Raw genomic sequence first — 15,671 nt, 5'->3', positions numbered from 1 at the left:
GATTTCTAATGTTCGTCAGGACACTGCAGGTTAGATCGTAACCAGACCGCGTACACCCTCGGCCTCCATATTTTCGCCGCGACCCTGTTGCACGATCTCGCCCCGGGACATTACCAGGTACTGATCGGCCAGTTCGGCGGCGAAGTCGTAGAACTGCTCCACCAGCAAAATCGCCATGTCGCCACGGGCCGCGAGTTTTTTGATCACCGCGCCGATTTCCTTGATCACCGACGGCTGAATACCTTCGGTGGGTTCGTCGAGAATCAGCAACCGTGGACGACTGGCCAGTGCTCTGCCGATCGCCAGTTGCTGTTGCTGTCCACCGGACAAGTCACCGCCGCGCCGCTGTTTCATTTGCAGCAGCACCGGGAACAGCTCGTAGATGAACGCCGGGACTTCCTTCGCTTCAGCGCCGGGAAACCGTGAGAGGCCCATCAGCAGGTTTTCTTCCACGGTCAGTCGGCCAAAGATTTCCCGACCCTGAGGCACATAAGCGATGCCGGCATGCACCCGTTGGTGCGGCTTGAACGTGGTGATCGGTTTGCCTTCCCAGTTCACCGCGCCTTCCTTGGCCGGCAGCAAACCCATCAGGCATTTGAGCAGGGTGGTCTTGCCCACGCCATTGCGTCCGAGCAGGCAGGTGACTTCGCCGACCTTCACCTCAAACGTCAGGCCCCGCAGGATGTGGCTACCGCCGTAGTACTGGTGCAGCTTGTCGACTTGCAGCATGTTCTAAATTCCCCTCAATCCCCTGTGGGAGCGGGCTTGCTCGCGAAGACGGATTCAAATTCAACATTTGGGTCGCCTGACACACCGCCTTCGCGAGCAAGCCCGCTCCCACATTGGAATGTGTTTGCAATCTAACGACCGAGGTACACCTCAATCACCCGTTCATTGTCCTGCACCTGTTCCAGCGACCCTTCGGCCAGCACGTTGCCCTGGTGCAACACGGTGACGTGGTCGGCGATCGAGCCGACGAAGCCCATGTCGTGTTCCACCACCATCAGCGAATGCTTGCCCGCCAGGCTCTTGAACAACTCGGCGGTGAATTCGGTTTCGGCGTCGGTCATGCCCGCCACCGGTTCGTCGAGCAGCAACAGTTGCGGGTCTTGCATCAGCAGCATGCCGATTTCCAGAAACTGCTTCTGACCGTGGGACAACAAACCCGCCGGACGATTGACCGAGGCGGTCAGGCGAATGGTTTCCAGAACTTCAGCGATGCGATCTTTCTGCTCGCCACTGAGGCGAGCCCGCAGGCTGGCCCATACCGACTTGTCGGTCTTCTGCGCCAACTCCAGATTTTCGAACACACTCAGGGCTTCGAATACCGTCGGCTTCTGGAACTTGCGACCGATACCGGCCTGAGCAATCTGCACTTCACTCATCTGCGTCAGATCAAGGGTTTCACCGAACCAGGCCTTGCCGTGACTGGGCCGGGTCTTGCCGGTGATCACGTCCATCAGCGTGGTCTTGCCCGCGCCGTTGGGGCCGATGATGCAGCGCAATTCGCCGACGCCGATGTACAGGTTCAGATCGTTCAGCGCCTTGAAACCATCGAAGCTGACGCTGATGTCTTCCAGGGTCAGGATGGTGCCGTGTCGGGTGTTCAGGCCTTTGCCGGCGCTCTGGCCGAGGCCGATGGCATCGCGGCTGCTGCCGGCATCCCTGTTGGGCTCCAGCGGCGGAAAAAAGGCCGGCTCAAGCATGAATTCAGCCGTTGCAGTCACTCTCATTGCTCACCCCTTTTCTTCAGCAAGCCAATCACGCCTTTGGGCAGGTACAAAGTCACAACGATGAACAGCGCACCGAGGAAGAACAGCCAGTACTCCGGAAACGCCACGGTGAACCAGCTCTTCATCCCGTTGACCACGCCGGCGCCGAGCAGTGGACCGATCAGCGTGCCGCGACCACCGAGAGCTACCCAAACGGCGGCTTCGATGGAGTTGGTCGGCGACATTTCACTCGGGTTGATAATCCCGACTTGCGGCACATACAGCGCACCGGCCAAGCCGCACAGCACGGCGCTCAACACCCAGACAAACAACTTGAAACCGCGTGGATCGTAGCCGCAGAACATCAATCGGTTTTCCGCGTCGCGCAACGCGGTCAGCACCCGGCCGAACTTGCTTTGTGCCAGCCGCCAGCCGATGAACAGACTCGCCACCAGCAATACCACCGTGGCGAAAAACAGCACCGCACGCGTCCCCGGTTCGGTGATGCCAAACCCAAGAATGGTGCGGAAGTTGGTGAAGCCGTTGTTGCCACCAAACCCGGTTTCGTTGCGGAAAAACAGCAGCATCCCGGCGAAGGTCAGGGCCTGGGTCATGATCGAGAAATACACGCCCTTGATCCGCGAACGGAAGGCGAAGAAACCGAACACCAGCGCCAGCAGGCCCGGCGCCAACACCACCAGGCACATGGCCCAGAGGAAGCTGCTGGTGCCGGTCCAGTACCACGGCAATTCGGTCCACGACAGGAACGTCATGAATGCCGGCAAACCATCGCCCGAAGCCTGGCGCATCAGGTACATGCCCATCGCATAACCGCCGAGGGCGAAGAACAGACCGTGACCCAGCGACAGTAAACCGGCGTAACCCCAGACCAGATCGAGGGCCAGGGCGACGATGGCGTAACAAAGGATTTTGCCCACCAGCGTCAGGGTGTAGGCCGAGACGTGAAAGGTGCTGTCCGCTGGCAACAACGACAGCAATGGCAACGCGAGCAGCAGAGCGAGGATTACCCCACCGACGGCGATCGTGACCTTGGGGCCGGCCTTTTGTGTGGCCGTGAGCATCAGAGGCTGATTCATCAGTCGATCACCCGTCCTTTCAGTGCGAAGAGGCCTTGCGGACGTTTCTGGATGAACAGAATGATCAGCGCGAGGATCAGGATTTTGCCCAGCACCGCACCGATCTGCGGTTCGAGAATTTTGTTGGCGATGCCGAGTCCGAAGGCAGCGAGCACGCTACCGGCCAGTTGACCGACACCGCCGAGAACCACCACCAGGAACGAGTCGATGATGTAACTCTGACCGAGGTCCGGGCCGACGTTGCCGATCTGGCTGAGCGCCACACCGCCGAGGCCAGCGATGCCGGAGCCGAGGCCGAAGGCGAGCATGTCGACGCGCCCGGTCGGCACGCCGCAGCAGGCGGCCATGTTGCGGTTCTGGGTGACGGCACGCACGTTCAAACCGAGGCGCGTCTTGTTCAGCAGCAGCCAGGTCAGCACCACCACAAACAAGGCGAACGCGATGATCACGATGCGGTTGTACGGCAGCACCAGGTTCGGCAGCACTTGAATCCCGCCCGACAACCATGCCGGATTGGCCACTTCGACGTTCTGCGCGCCGAACACCAGGCGCACCAATTGAATCAGCATCAGGCTGATGCCCCACGTGGCGAGCAGGGTTTCCAACGGGCGACCGTAGAGGTGACGAATCACCGTGCGCTCCAGCGCCATGCCGATCCCGGCGGTGACGAAAAATGCTACTGGCAGGGCAATCAGAGGATAGAACTCGATGGCCTGCGGGGCGAAGCGCTGGAACATCAACTGCACCACGTACGTCGAGTAAGCGCCGAGCATCAGCATCTCACCGTGGGCCATGTTGATCACGCCGAGCAGGCCGAATGTGATTGCAAGACCCAATGCCGCCAGCAGCAGAATTGAACCGAGGGACATGCCGCTGAAGGCCTGCCCAAGCATTTCGCCGATCAGCAATTTGCGCTTGACCTGGGCCAGGCTGGTTTCGGCGGCGGTGCGCACGCTGGCGTCGGCTTCGACGCCGGGTTCAAGCAAACCTTCGAGGCGGGTGCGGGCCAGTGGGTCGCCGGTTTCACCGAGCAGACGCACCGCGGCGAGGCGCACGGCCGGGTCGGTGTCGACCAGTTGCAGATTGGCCAGCGCCAGGCTCAGGGCGGAATGAACGGTTTCGTCTTTTTCACTAGCCAGTTGCTGGTCGAGGAATTTCAACTGCGCGGGTTTGGCGCTTTTCTGTAATTGCTGCGCGGCGGCCAAGCGGATTTGTGCGTCGGCGGCGAGCAATTGGTGGCTGGCCAGCGCGGTGTCGATCAGACCGCGCAGACGGTTATTCAGGCGCAGGGTTTTCGGCTGGCCATCGACAGTCAATTCGCCTTGTTGCAGGGCGTTGATCAGTTCGATACGGGCCAGATCGGGCTGCGCGGCCCAGGCTTCGAGAAGTTTTGCTTGTTGCACGGGATTGGCTGCGACGAAGTCTTCGGCGTCGCTGGCGTGGGTGGCCATCGGCAATAACAGAGCGAGGGCGAGAATGAAGCGGTAAAGGGCGGTGGGCATATGCATGGCCTTGCACAGACTAAATGTGGGAGCGAGCCTGCTCGCGATAGCGGTCTGACATTCACCATCAATGTCGACTGTCATGGCCCCATCGCGAGCAGGCTCGCTCCCACAGGGATTTGTGTCGGCCTCGGGGTTGGTGCCCGAGGCCGACACCCAGTGGCTTAGTTGCTCTTCACCGCATAGTCCGGCTTCTTGTCGTTACCCTGAATGAACGGGCTCCACGGCTGGGCGCGGATCGGTCCTTCGGTCTGCCACACCACGTTGAACTGACCGTCGGCCTGGATCTCGCCGATCATCACTGGCTTGTGCAGGTGGTGGTTGGTCTTGTCCATGGTCAGGGTGTAACCCGACGGCGCGGCGAAGGTCTGGCCGGCCAGGGCTTCGCGGACTTTGTTGACGTCGGTGGACTTGGCTTTCTCGGCTGCTTGCGCCCACATGTGAATGCCGACGTAGGTGGCTTCCATCGGGTCGTTGGTCACCGCTTTGTCGGCGCCTGGCAAATTATGTTTCTTGGCGTAGGCCTTCCAGTCGGCGACGAATTTCTTGTTTTGCGGGTTCTCGACCGACTCGAAGTAGTTCCACGCCGCGAGGTTGCCCACCAACGGTTTGGTGTCGATGCCGCGCAGTTCTTCTTCGCCCACGGAGAACGCCACGACCGGAACGTCGGTGGCTTTCAGGCCCTGGTTGGCCAGCTCTTTATAGAACGGCACGTTGGAGTCGCCGTTGACCGTGGAGATGACTGCTGTCTTGCCACCGGCGGAGAATTTTTTGATGTTGGCCACGATGGTCTGGTAATCGCTGTGGCCGAACGGGGTGTAGACCTCTTCGATGTCCTTGTCGGCCACACCTTTGGAGTGCAGGAACGAGCGCAGAATCTTGTTGGTGGTGCGCGGGTAGACGTAGTCGGTGCCGAGCAGGAAGTAACGCTTGGCGCTGCCGCCTTCTTCGCTCATCAGGTATTCCACCGCCGGAATCGCCTGCTGGTTAGGCGCCGCGCCGGTGTAGAACACGTTCGGCGACATCTCTTCGCCTTCGTATTGCACCGGGTAGAACAGCAGGCCATTGAGCTCTTCGAACACCGGCAGTACCGATTTACGCGACACCGAGGTCCAGCAACCGAACACCACCGCCACCTTGTCCTGGGTCAGCAACTGCCGGCCCTTTTCGGCGAACAGCGGCCAGTTCGACGCCGGGTCAACCACCACCGGTTCGAGCATCTTGCCGTTTACGCCGCCCTTGGCGTTGATTTCGTCGATGGTCATCAACGCCATGTCTTTGAGCGAGGTTTCGGAGATCGCCATGGTGCCGGACAACGAATGCAGAATACCGACCTTGATGGTCTCGGCGGCCTGGACCGTCCAGGCCATGCCCATCGCGGCAATGCTTGCCGATAGTGTGAAAGCCTTGATCAAACTGCGACGCTTCATTGTGCGATCTCCATGAACGTTAAAGTTTTTTATGGTTGGCAGATGCGGACGACTGAAGGGTCTTTAGCAAGGGCTGTGCCCGGTCGGGGAAGGGCAAGGAAATGTCGTATTAGAGCGGTTGCGCGGGTTTGGCGGCGCACCATGAAGGATCGCGACTGGCGCGTTGGTGCGAAGAGATGCGCCAGATTGGGGCGCAGGCAGTGCAGACACCGCAGATCAAATGTGGGAGCGGCGAAAGCGGTGTCTCAGTCACTGTGATGTTGGATGTGCCGCCGTCATCGCGAGCAGGCTCGCTCCCACAGTAGATGTGTGTCGTGCGCGGAATCTGTGAACGACAATAATCCCTGTGGGAGCGGGCTTGCTCGCGAAAGCGGTGTGTCAGTTATTGTGATGTTGGATGTATCGCCGTCTTCGCGAGCAGGCTCGCTCCCACAGTAGATGTGTGTCGTGCGCGGAATCTGTGAACGACAATAATCCCTGTGGGAGCGGGCTTGCTCGCGAAAGCGGTGTGTCAGTCACTGTGATGTTGGATGTGCCGCCGTTATCGCGAGCAGGTTCGCTCCCACAGTTGATTGGTGGCGTACACCAAGCCTATGAACGGCGATGGTCCCTGTGGGAGCGAGCCTGCTCGCGATGAACGATAACGCGGTCTACGCCGGGTCGACGTTATCCAGCGCCCGGTTCACCGCCAGCTCCGCCAGCATGACGACCTGCTGAATCGCCAACGCCGTGTGGTGCTGCGGGCCGATCAGATTGTTGGCGAAGTCGCTGGCCAGGACACTCGCTGAGGCCAACGATTCGTAGGCGTGGGCCAGGAGGCTTTCGGTATCCATATTCGGGGCGACGATGAACATGGTGCTGGGGCGGCGGGGTTTTTCGGTGTATTGCGGCGGGGGATCGGGTACTGATTTCTTCATTTAAGTTCTCTGTCCATGCAGGGGCCATCACTTGCCGTTTCTCACACGGAAAGTGGTGGCAGCTATGTGCAGGGTGAGAAACCGGGAACAGAGAACCGGCCGGACCGAAGTCCGCCCGCACACAGCCGCCATAGAGCATTGCAGGCAGCGAATAGCTGGCGGCAATTATGGTGATACTGGCGGTAGATTCATACATCTCTGTTACCGGGTTCTCACACCCGATCGCTGAGTGTTCAGCGACAGCCCAAGACTAGAGGGCTCGCGTCCGACGAACAACCTGAAAAAAGCGTGGGAAAGTTCCCTGTTTTGACACATCCGTTAAACATTCAAAAACGGAACGCGGAGCGCCCCAGGCGACGCGGGAGCGTGGGAGCGATCAATCCCACGTCTGACACCGAATGCTCGTCTGACACGGGTTACCGTAGGAGCTGTCGAGTGAAACGAGGCTGCGATCTTTTGACTTTGATTTTTTAAGATCAAAAGATCGCAGCCTCGTTTCACTCGACAGCTCCTACAGTCCTACAGGGGCCTGTGTGCATTTCGCAGGGGAGAGGTTAGCGGCGGCGCATCAGACCGATGAAGAATAGGCCGCCAATGGCGGCGGTGGCGACGCCGATGGGCAAGTCTTCCGGGGCGATCAACGTTCGTGCGGCCACGTCGACCCAGACAAGGAACAGGCTACCCAACAACACGCACACCGGCAGCAACCGCCGATGCTCGGCACCCACCAACCGCCGCGCAATGTGCGGCACCATCAACCCGACAAACCCGATAGACCCACTGATCGATACCAACACCCCAGTCATCAACGACGCAATCAAAAACACCCGCAAGCGCACGGTGCGAGCATTCAAGCCGAGAGTCACAGCAGTCTGTTCACCCGCCATCAACGCATTCAACGGACGAGCCATCCCCAGCAATAGCACCAACCCAAGCAACACACTCACCGCCGGCACCGCGAGCAATTCCCAGCGCGCCAGCCCGAGCCCGCCAAGCATCCAGAACATCACCGCAGAACTGGCGCGATGGTCGCCGAGAAACAACAGCAAATTGGCGATCGCCATCATCACGAACGACACCGCCACGCCGCACAACAGCAGCCGATCACTGTCCAGTCGCCCATTGCGATTGGCGATCATCAGCACGATCAACATGCTCAACAACGCACCGATGAACGCCGCGATGGGCAAGGTCAGCAGCCCGACAATCTCACCGACATGCAGCACCACGATCACCGCGCCGAGGGTCGCGCCGGAGGTCACACCGAGCAGGTGCGGATCAGCCAGCGGATTGCGCGTCACCGCTTGCAGCACCGCGCCAATCAACGCCAGACCTGCACCCACCAGCGCACCGAGCAACATGCGTGGCACGCGGATCAGCCAGACGATGTGTTCCTGGCCGGCCGTCCAGTGCGCAACACCGACACCAAAAATCTTGTGCAGCAATATTCGCCACACCACCTCCACCGGCACCCGCGCCGGGCCGAAGCCCAGCGACACCACGCACGACACCAGCAACAACGCGCCGAGGGCAATCAACAACAAGGCATAGCGACGATCGATCATTCGCCGTGGAAACCCTTGGCCAGGGTTTCGACCGCCAGCACGTTGTCGATCCCCGGCGTGGCCTGCACGTACGGAATGACGATGAAGCGCTGGTTCTTGATCGCGTCTACCGATTGCAGGGCCTGGTTGTTCAGCAGGAATTGCTTCTTCTGCTCGGCGGTGACTTCGCCGTAATCAACGATCACGATCACCTGCGGATTACGCTCGACCACGTTCTCCCAGTTCACCCGAGTCCAGCTCGCCTCGACGTCGTCGAGAATGTTGCGCCCGCCGGCAGCGTCGATCAGCGCTTGAGGCATGCCGAGACGACCGGAAGTCATGGCCCGGTCCTCACCGCTGTCGTAGAGAAATACAGGTGGCTTGTCTGTCGGCAGATCCTTGCGCACCTCGGCGACCTGCGCCTGCATCTGTGCGATCACGGTGTTGGCGCGGTCCTGCACGTCGAAGATTTTTCCGAGGTTGCGCAGGTCGTTGTAAGTGTCTTCCAGGCTGGCGGGCGGGCGCTGCATGACGAAGGCGCAGGACTCGGTGAGTTCGTAGACGTTGATGCCCAGCGGTTGCAGGGTTTGCGGCGTGAGATCGCCACCGACGCGCATGCCGTAATCCCAACCGGCGAAAAAGAAATCGACGTTGGCGTTGAGCAGGGTTTCCACCGACGGGTACTTGGCCGCCAGCTCCGGCAAGCCGTCGAGGATGGTCTGCATCTCGGGCGTCACCGATTTCCATCCGGTCACGCCGCTGTAGCCGGCCATCCTTGGTTTGAGGCCGAGGGCGAGCATCATCTGGGTCATGTTGATGTCATGGCTGACCGCGTGTTTCGGTGCTGCCTTGAAGGTGACTTCGCGGTTGCAGCTTTGAATGGTCAGTGGGTAATGCGTGGCTTCGGCAACCACCTGGGCGCTGCCCAGCAATAGAGCAATGGTGAGGCTGGAGCGCAGCAGGGAACGCAAAGTCATGGTTGGGTTATCCAGGTGATTCGTGGGTAGCCGTGTAAGGGGTGGTCATCGATCAGGGCGCCGACGCCGAACACGTTGTGCAGCAGCTGTGTGGTCAGGACTTCTTTCGGTGGGCCGCTGGCCACGATGCGACCGTGATTGATCACGTACAGCCGATCACAGAAGGCCGCTGCCAGATTGAGGTCGTGGATGCTCGCCAGTGTGCCGATCTGCAGACGCTTGACCAGTTGCAACAGCTCCAGCTGATAGCGCGGGTCGAGGTGATTGGTTGGTTCATCGAGGATCAGCAATTGCGGTTGTTGAGCCAGGGCGCGGGCGAGGATCACACGCTGTTTTTCACCGCCGGAAAGGGTGGCGAAGGCGTGGTCTTCGAAGCCTTTGAGGCCGACCGATTCGAGGGCGTGGGTCGCGAGTTTTCGGTCTTCAAGGGTGTCGCCATCAAACAGGCCTTTGTGCGGCGTGCGGCCCATGGCGACCACTTCTTCGACGGTCAGGCCAAAGGCGTCGGGGAATTCTTGCAACACCACGGCGATGCGTTGCGCGCACCAGCGTGAGGATTGCTTCCAGACGTTGTGGTGGTCGAGTTTGACCTCACCGCTTTCCGGTTTGCTGAAACGATAGGCACAGCGCAACAGGCTGGTTTTGCCGCTGCCGTTGGGGCCGATCAACCCGACGAATTCACCGGCAGCCACGTGCAGCGATGCGTCACGCAGCTGGAACTGGTGATGGCAATGGCCGTGGCCCTGGGGTGTCCAGGCGAGGTTCGTGAGGTTCAGCGAGGTCATGCAGTTCTCTTGAGATTTCTGGTGCTGCGGATGGCGCCATCGCGAGCAGGCTCGCTCCCACAGGGACCGCATAAAACCTGTGGGAGCGAGCCTGCTCGCGATGGGTGCGACACGGTTTAAAACTGATACTCCGCTGTGACGAAAAACGATCGCGGTTCGCCGAGGATCCACTGCTGGCCCGCATTGTATTGGCTTTGGGCGAACTCGTATCTCACCTGCTTCATGATGAAACTGAAGTGGATTCAGTTTGCCGGCTCAAGCGCGACAGCAGCACCCGATCCAATACCCACACGGCCACCAGCGAAGCCCCCACCAACGGAAACATCACCGCCAGCCCGAACATGATGACCATCGCGGTTTTCCATTTCGGCAGATCGTGACGCAACGGCGGTACACCAAACTTGCCCTCTGGCCGGCGCTTCCACCAGATCACCACACCGCTAACCGCGCTAAGCAAAATCATCAGACAGATCAGCAGCACGATGATCTGATTGAACGGGCCGAACATCTTGCCTTCGTGCAGCATCACGCCGACTTCCGTAGCCCGGGCGACGTTGCTGTAATGTTGCCAGCGCACGTCGGCGAGGACGTCGCCGGTGTACTGGTCGACATGCAGGGTGGCGTCGTTGCGCGGGTCGTCGGCGAATACCGCGAGGGTGAACACGCCGGTGGCTGTGGTGGGGAAGGTGATGCTGTAGCCGGGCTCGACCTTGCGTTGCACGGCGATGTTTTGCACGTCTTGCAGGCTAATGGTCGGCGCTGCCGGACCGGCTCGCGTGCTGGTGTGAGCCATGTGTTCGGCATGGTCGCCGGACATCGGCATCGGCGTGTTTTCCATGGCCCATGGCACGGTCTGGCGCGTGGCGCTGTTGAGGCTGCGGGCCTCGACGTCGGACTTCGGCACGTCATTCCACATGGCTACCGGGAAGCGGTTCCAGAGGTCGGCGTATTGCTTGCCCCAGAACCCGGTCCAGGTCATGCCGCTGAGCAGCATCACCAGCAGCAATGCCGCGCCCCAGAACCCGGTCACCGCGTGCAGGTCACGCCAGAGCACTCGGCCGCGACTGTTCAAGCGTGGCCAGAGAATCCCGGCGGACTGGCCGCGTGGCCACCACAAAAATACCCCGGAGACCACCAGCACGACGCCCCAACCGGCAGCCAGTTCCACCAGTCGATCACCGACGGTGCCAATCATCAATTCGCCGTGAATCGAGCGCGCGACTGCTTGCAGATTCTTCTTCGCGTCTTGCTCGCCAAGGATGTCGCCGTGGTACGGATCGATGAACACGTTCAGTTCATGACCTTCGTTGATGACGACAAATTGCGCACTGCGTTCGGCGTTGACCGGCGGCAGGTATTGTTTGATCTGACCTTGTGGGTACGCCTCTTTCACCCGCTTGAGCAGGTCATCGGCGGAGACTTTGTGATGAGCAGCCGGGACGTTCAGCAGGCTGCTGTACATCAACGGATCGAGTTGCGGTTTGAACAGGTAGATGATGCCGGTCAGGGCCAGCATTACCATGAATGGCGCGACGAACAGGCCGGCATAGAAATGCCAGCGCCAGGCCAGGTTGTAGAAATTCGGTTTGGGCTGTTTCATTCGTGTGCTCCGCTAGGCGTAGATTTTTGTTGTTTAGTGCGGTTGCTGCGCAACCGATCGCGAGCAGGCTCGCTCCCACAGGTTCAACACTGTCCATGTGGGAGCGAGCCTGCTCGCGATGCTTTTAGAAACTCATATCCACCTTGGTCCAGAGCGTGCGCCCCGGTTCGTTGATGGCTTGCGGATCATTGGCCGGGAAGCCGAAACCGGCGTTGCCGGCCAGGTTCAAGTGTTCGGCGTAAGCCTTGCCAAACAAATTGTCGACGCCGCTGCTGACCTTCCAGTTCTTGTTGATCCGGTACGCGCCGTTGAGCGAGAACACGCCGAACCCAGAGCTCGTGTCGAAGTCTTTGCCGACCACGTTGCCCTTGTTCTGGTCGATGCGGTTTTGCGCCGCAACCACCCGCCACAAGGCGCCGGCGCTCCAGTTGTTTTCGCTGTAGGTCAGACCGAAACGTGCATCCAGCGGTGGCATCTGCGGCAGCGCGCTGCCGTCGCTGCTGTTCTTGCCCCAGGCGTAGGCCAGGGTCGCGTCGGCTTTCCAGTTGGCGGTCAGCTTGTAGGCCGCACCGAGTTCGCCGCCCATGATTCGCGCGTCGATGTTCTCGGCTTGCGAGGTCATGCCCATCATCCCCGGCGTGTAGTTGAACAGGATGTAGTCATGCACCTGCCCGACGTAACCCGAGGCCCAGGCTTCGAAGTCTTCGGTCTTGTATTGCAGGCCAAAGTCGAGCTGGGTGGTTTTCTCTGGTTTGATCGAATCGTAGGCATTCACCGAACCGGCGGGGCCGGATTTGGGCGAAAACAGCTCCCAGTAATCCGGGAAACGTTGGGAGTGACCGAGGCCCGCATACAGCGTGGTCGGGCTGTCAGCCAGGTCATGTTCGTAACGGACAAAACCGCTGGGCAGTGTGTCGGCGCGGGTGTCGTCGGCGGTCGGGTTGGGGCGGGCCATCATCCCGGAGCCGATGGTCTGCCGATAATCCTTGGCCGACGCGCGATCCAGTCGTGCCCCGGTGATCAGCCGATCACGGTCGGCGGCGTACCAGGTCAGTTCGCTGAACACGCCGTAGTTGTGGAAGTCGGCGTCCTTGTTGCGCGGCACATCCTTGTAGGCGTCGACGCCCATCGCGCTGCGTTGGCGATGTTCGTTGGTTTGCGCATCCAGGCCACTGATCAGTTGCACATCGGCCCAGCGCCAAGTGGCTTTGATCCGCGCGCCGAGGGTTCGGCGGTCGACGTTGGACGCCATGGGGCCTGCCATCATCCCGGTGCCGGACGGCGTGCGCAGGGTGTAGTTGTCCATCACGTGGTCGGCGTAGTTGTAGTAAACCTGCGCCTCGACCTTATCCAGCACCTCACCGATGTTTGATTGTTCGAAGCGCAGGCCCAGGCTTTCACGCAAGAACTGCGAACCGTCCATGCCGCGCCCGGCGTAACGGGCTTCGCCATCACCCTTGCCGGCAGTCAATTCCAGCAGGGTGTCGGCGTTCGGCGTCCAGCCCAGCGCTACATCTCCGTTCCATTTGTCGTAGCGCGAGGGCACGGTGTCGTTGTTACCGTCCTTGTAGTCGTCGGAATGCGCGGTGTTGCCGATCACGCGCACGTAACCCAGCGGCCCGCCGGCAGCGGCGTCCACCACTTTGTCGAAGCGGCCGTTGGAACCGGCCAATACGCTGGCATTCACCCGGGTGCCAAGTTCGCCGAAGCTTTCCGGCTCCCGGTCGAACAGGACGGTGCCGGCTGATGCGCCGGGGCCCCAAAGCACGGTTTGCGGGCCTTTGATGACGGTGAGTTTGTCGTAGGTTTCCGGTGAAATGTACGAAGTCGGCGCGTCCATGCGGCCGGGGCAGGCGCCGAGCATCATGCTGCCGTTGGTGAGGATATTCAGTCGCGAGCCGAACATGCCGCGCAGCACCGGATCGCCGTTGGTGCCGCCGTTGCGCACCAGCGCGAAACCGGGGATGGTCTTCAGATAATCGCCACCGTCGCTGGCCGGCACCGGCTGGCGCGGGTCCTTGGGGTTGGTGACGATGGTCAGTGGCGAACTCGGCGCAATGGCGGTGATCACCGTCGGGCTCAGTTCTTCGGTGTGGTCGGCGTGTTCATCGGCCAGCACCATCGGAGTCAGCAGCAAGCCGCAAAGAACGGCCGTGGCGTGCCTGAAACGAACGCGAGATTCGTTCAGGGCAAAAGAAGCCTGGGCAGCGCCCAAACGTGTGTCAGCAGAAAACCTGGACATGACAATTTCCATCGAACAGTCGTAAACGACACGGCCGGCAGCCTGCGGCTGTCTTCTAAACCGTGTGAAATTGGAAGTGGGTGTTTACGCGACGATGGGCGGCGCACGGGTGCGGGCGCCGGGGAAGAAGGTTTGCCGGGCGTGGCCCAAGCGGGTAGCGGGAGTGCTGAAAGTGGTTGTCTGTGGACTGTCGAAAGCGACGAAGGATTGACCGCCTGTGAGCGCCGGGCAATTGAACAGCAGGCTGCAATAGCCGCATTTTTCCCAGAGTGCGTGATGGTCGGCTTTGGGCGGACAGTGCTCGGCGGCGGGTTGCGCGCCATGCTCCATGGCCGACATGTCCATGGGCATGTCCATCGACATGCTCATGGATACTTTCATCAGAGCCGAGGCGCGTTGATCCATCGGCATCGACTGAGAAATCAGCGGGCCGATAAAGATCATCAGCATGGCGAACAGGCTGATCCAGCTGCCGCGTGTCAGACTCATTGGCTGACGGCGGTGCATGGATGACCGGGTGCCAAGCGGGCGCATGGGCGTTTTCAACGTGGGCGATTACTGGGCGTGCATGTGCTCTTGCATGCCGTCCGGCGCCTTTTTCTGCACCGTGACATCGACTGTCACATCGCCGGATTTTTCGAAGTGCATCGTCAGCGGGAAGCGCTTGCCGTCGCTCAACAGGCTGCGGTCTTTCAGCTCCAGCAGCATCACGTGATACGCCATCGGGGCGAAAGTGACTTCGCCGCCAGCCGGAATCTCGACGCTGGGCACTTGCTGCATTTTCATCAGATCGTTTTGCATCACATGCTCGTGCAGCTGGGCAACACCTGCGATTGGCGAGTCGACGCTCAGCAATCGGTCGGCGGTTTTGCCGCTGTTGTGAATCACGAAGTACGCGGCAACTGTAGGCGCGTTGGGCGGCAATTCTTGTGACCACGGATGGGCGATCTCAAGCTCGCCAGCCTTGTATTCGTGGGCATTGGCAAAACAGGCAGGCAGCAGCAATACAGCCAGAACGATGAGCTTGTTCAACATGGCAGTTCTCCAGAACGATTCAAAACGCAGGTCAATTGCGAGAAGGAATCACACCAGAGGGGAAGCGCGGGGGTTGAGACTCGGCCATTGCTGGCGCGGTGTAGGGATGTCGAGCGTGGCAGGCGGCAGGCTTCGATTGGCCTCGAAACGCGCAAAATACAACTGCGGCGCATGCCCCGGCAACGCCACCAATGGCGCAGAACCCGAGCAGCACCAGCAATGCTGCATGTTGGAATGATCGTCGCTCTGCGGAGCTTTCTGCTCGATATCGCCCAGGGAAATCGCCACCAGCTTGGTGCCGTTGGAAGAGCAGAAACTGCCCCACAACAATTGCTCTGCAGGCGATTTCGCCGTCTGCGCCATCGCTCCGGACATCGGCATGGCGAGCATGTTGAACAGCACTGCAAAGCAGGCGATCCAGGCAAATGCAAGCCGTTGTCGGGACATGAGGGCAGATCCGGTTGAGTGAGCAATCAGGCGCGGCTATTTAGCCTGATCAGGGGCGATAAGTAAAAAGGCCGCGTGCGGTGTGGTGTCGCAGTGCGTCAGTCAGCATGTCGAGCAACCGACGTGCAAGCTCAGCCTCGCCGTTTTGAAAGAGTGTAGCGACTTCAATTCTTAATGCTTGAGCGAATTGAGGGTCGATTTGGATTCTTGCCCGGATTGTGTGTTTGACGTCTCTGAGCGCCACACGATTCAAACTCCCATCGCCCGAGTCTTCCTCTTCGCAGGCCTTGATGTAGTTCGGCAAGTCGGCAGGTGTCAGGAGAAACTCAGTGATATCGAAGCGTGTGAATTTTTCAGACATCAGGGCCTCTGAGTGAAGTGTT

At 60.2% G+C, this 15,671-nt stretch carries 14 protein-coding genes and 1 pseudogene; all 15 read right to left on the bottom strand.

Going from position 1 to position 15,671, the window contains the following annotated elements; genetic code table 11:
- Positions 1–30: 30 nt before the first annotated feature.
- Positions 31–729, bottom strand: a complete 699-nt coding sequence (gene urtE, locus BK662_RS14560) for an urea ABC transporter ATP-binding subunit UrtE (RefSeq protein WP_123358638.1) — start codon at positions 727–729, stop codon at positions 31–33.
- A gap of 131 nt (positions 730–860) precedes the next feature.
- Positions 861–1,733 carry an urea ABC transporter ATP-binding protein UrtD gene (urtD, locus tag BK662_RS14550; protein ID WP_123358637.1) on the bottom strand — a complete coding sequence of 291 codons (873 nt, stop codon included), beginning with the start codon at positions 1,731–1,733 and terminating at the stop codon, positions 861–863.
- A complete protein-coding gene (gene urtC / locus BK662_RS14545) occupies positions 1,730–2,809 on the bottom strand; it encodes an urea ABC transporter permease subunit UrtC (RefSeq protein WP_123358636.1) in 1,080 nt (359 codons plus the stop codon). The genes urtD and urtC overlap by 4 nt, the downstream gene beginning before the upstream one ends.
- Positions 2,809–4,311 carry an urea ABC transporter permease subunit UrtB gene (gene urtB, locus BK662_RS14540; protein ID WP_123358635.1) on the bottom strand — a complete coding sequence of 501 codons (1,503 nt, stop codon included), beginning with the start codon at positions 4,309–4,311 and terminating at the stop codon, positions 2,809–2,811. Before urtB ends, urtC begins: the two co-directional genes overlap by 1 nt.
- 164 nt (positions 4,312–4,475) lie before the next feature.
- Positions 4,476–5,741 carry an urea ABC transporter substrate-binding protein gene (gene urtA / locus BK662_RS14535; protein WP_007907378.1) on the bottom strand — a complete coding sequence of 422 codons (1,266 nt, stop codon included), beginning with the start codon at positions 5,739–5,741 and terminating at the stop codon, positions 4,476–4,478.
- 650 nt (positions 5,742–6,391) lie between these two features.
- Positions 6,392–6,640 (bottom strand): annotated as a pseudogene (locus tag BK662_RS14530) (DUF6124 family protein); the annotation flags it as partial.
- 572 nt (positions 6,641–7,212) lie between these two features.
- Positions 7,213–8,223 (bottom strand): FecCD family ABC transporter permease, encoded by a 1,011-nt coding sequence (locus BK662_RS14525; protein WP_123358634.1) that lies wholly within the window; start codon positions 8,221–8,223, stop codon positions 7,213–7,215.
- On the bottom strand, positions 8,220–9,179 hold the full coding sequence (locus tag BK662_RS14520; RefSeq protein WP_123358633.1) for an ABC transporter substrate-binding protein: 960 nt from the start codon (positions 9,177–9,179) through the stop codon (positions 8,220–8,222). Before BK662_RS14520 ends, BK662_RS14525 begins: the two co-directional genes overlap by 4 nt.
- Positions 9,176–9,964 (bottom strand): ABC transporter ATP-binding protein, encoded by a 789-nt coding sequence (locus tag BK662_RS14515; RefSeq protein ID WP_123358632.1) that lies wholly within the window; start codon positions 9,962–9,964, stop codon positions 9,176–9,178. The genes BK662_RS14520 and BK662_RS14515 overlap by 4 nt, the downstream gene beginning before the upstream one ends.
- A 220-nt stretch (positions 9,965–10,184) precedes the next feature.
- A complete protein-coding gene (locus BK662_RS14510) occupies positions 10,185–11,564 on the bottom strand; it encodes a PepSY-associated TM helix domain-containing protein (RefSeq protein ID WP_123358631.1) in 1,380 nt (459 codons plus the stop codon).
- Between the two features lie 124 nt (positions 11,565–11,688).
- Positions 11,689–13,806, bottom strand: coding sequence for a TonB-dependent copper receptor (locus BK662_RS14505; protein ID WP_123358630.1), 2,118 nt, complete (start codon positions 13,804–13,806; stop codon positions 11,689–11,691).
- Positions 13,807–13,890: 84 nt separating this feature from the next.
- The gene (locus BK662_RS14500; protein WP_123358629.1) at positions 13,891–14,340 is read right to left on the bottom strand and encodes a DUF2946 domain-containing protein; all 450 of its coding nucleotides are present in this window, start codon (positions 14,338–14,340) and stop codon (positions 13,891–13,893) included.
- A 21-nt stretch (positions 14,341–14,361) separates the two neighbouring features.
- Positions 14,362–14,841 (bottom strand): copper chaperone PCu(A)C, encoded by a 480-nt coding sequence (locus tag BK662_RS14495; protein ID WP_123358628.1) that lies wholly within the window; start codon positions 14,839–14,841, stop codon positions 14,362–14,364.
- Positions 14,842–14,889: 48 nt separating this feature from the next.
- The gene (locus BK662_RS14490; protein WP_123358627.1) at positions 14,890–15,288 is read right to left on the bottom strand and encodes a DUF2946 domain-containing protein; all 399 of its coding nucleotides are present in this window, start codon (positions 15,286–15,288) and stop codon (positions 14,890–14,892) included.
- A gap of 49 nt (positions 15,289–15,337) precedes the next feature.
- On the bottom strand, positions 15,338–15,649 hold the full coding sequence (locus BK662_RS14485) for a hypothetical protein (RefSeq protein WP_123358626.1): 312 nt from the start codon (positions 15,647–15,649) through the stop codon (positions 15,338–15,340).
- Positions 15,650–15,671: the final 22 nt, after the last annotated feature.

It is taken from the genome of Pseudomonas frederiksbergensis (assembly GCF_003732275.1).
Taxonomy (GTDB): domain Bacteria; phylum Pseudomonadota; class Gammaproteobacteria; order Pseudomonadales; family Pseudomonadaceae; genus Aquipseudomonas; species Aquipseudomonas frederiksbergensis_H.
The sequence above is the reverse complement of the archived record's forward strand: the minus strand, read 5'-3'. Positions and strand labels throughout refer to the sequence as shown.

Excerpts from the sequence above, each read along its gene's own strand:
- urtE (WP_123358638.1), bottom strand. The coding sequence starts at position 729 with ATGCTGCAAGTCGACAAGCTGCACCAGTACTACGGCGGTAGCCACATC.
- urtD (WP_123358637.1), bottom strand. The coding sequence starts at position 1,733 with ATGAGAGTGACTGCAACGGCTGAATTCATGCTTGAGCCGGCCTTTTTT.
- urtC (WP_123358636.1), bottom strand. The coding sequence starts at position 2,809 with ATGAATCAGCCTCTGATGCTCACGGCCACACAAAAGGCCGGCCCCAAG.
- urtB (WP_123358635.1), bottom strand. The coding sequence starts at position 4,311 with ATGCCCACCGCCCTTTACCGCTTCATTCTCGCCCTCGCTCTGTTATTG.
- urtA (WP_007907378.1), bottom strand. The coding sequence starts at position 5,741 with ATGAAGCGTCGCAGTTTGATCAAGGCTTTCACACTATCGGCAAGCATT.
- BK662_RS14525 (WP_123358634.1), bottom strand. The coding sequence starts at position 8,223 with ATGATCGATCGTCGCTATGCCTTGTTGTTGATTGCCCTCGGCGCGTTG.
- BK662_RS14520 (WP_123358633.1), bottom strand. The coding sequence starts at position 9,179 with ATGACTTTGCGTTCCCTGCTGCGCTCCAGCCTCACCATTGCTCTATTG.
- BK662_RS14515 (WP_123358632.1), bottom strand. The coding sequence starts at position 9,964 with ATGACCTCGCTGAACCTCACGAACCTCGCCTGGACACCCCAGGGCCAC.
- BK662_RS14510 (WP_123358631.1), bottom strand. The coding sequence starts at position 11,564 with ATGAAACAGCCCAAACCGAATTTCTACAACCTGGCCTGGCGCTGGCAT.
- BK662_RS14505 (WP_123358630.1), bottom strand. The coding sequence starts at position 13,806 with ATGTCCAGGTTTTCTGCTGACACACGTTTGGGCGCTGCCCAGGCTTCT.
- BK662_RS14500 (WP_123358629.1), bottom strand. The coding sequence starts at position 14,340 with ATGCGCCCGCTTGGCACCCGGTCATCCATGCACCGCCGTCAGCCAATG.
- BK662_RS14495 (WP_123358628.1), bottom strand. The coding sequence starts at position 14,841 with ATGTTGAACAAGCTCATCGTTCTGGCTGTATTGCTGCTGCCTGCCTGT.
- BK662_RS14490 (WP_123358627.1), bottom strand. The coding sequence starts at position 15,288 with ATGTCCCGACAACGGCTTGCATTTGCCTGGATCGCCTGCTTTGCAGTG.
- BK662_RS14485 (WP_123358626.1), bottom strand. The coding sequence starts at position 15,649 with ATGTCTGAAAAATTCACACGCTTCGATATCACTGAGTTTCTCCTGACA.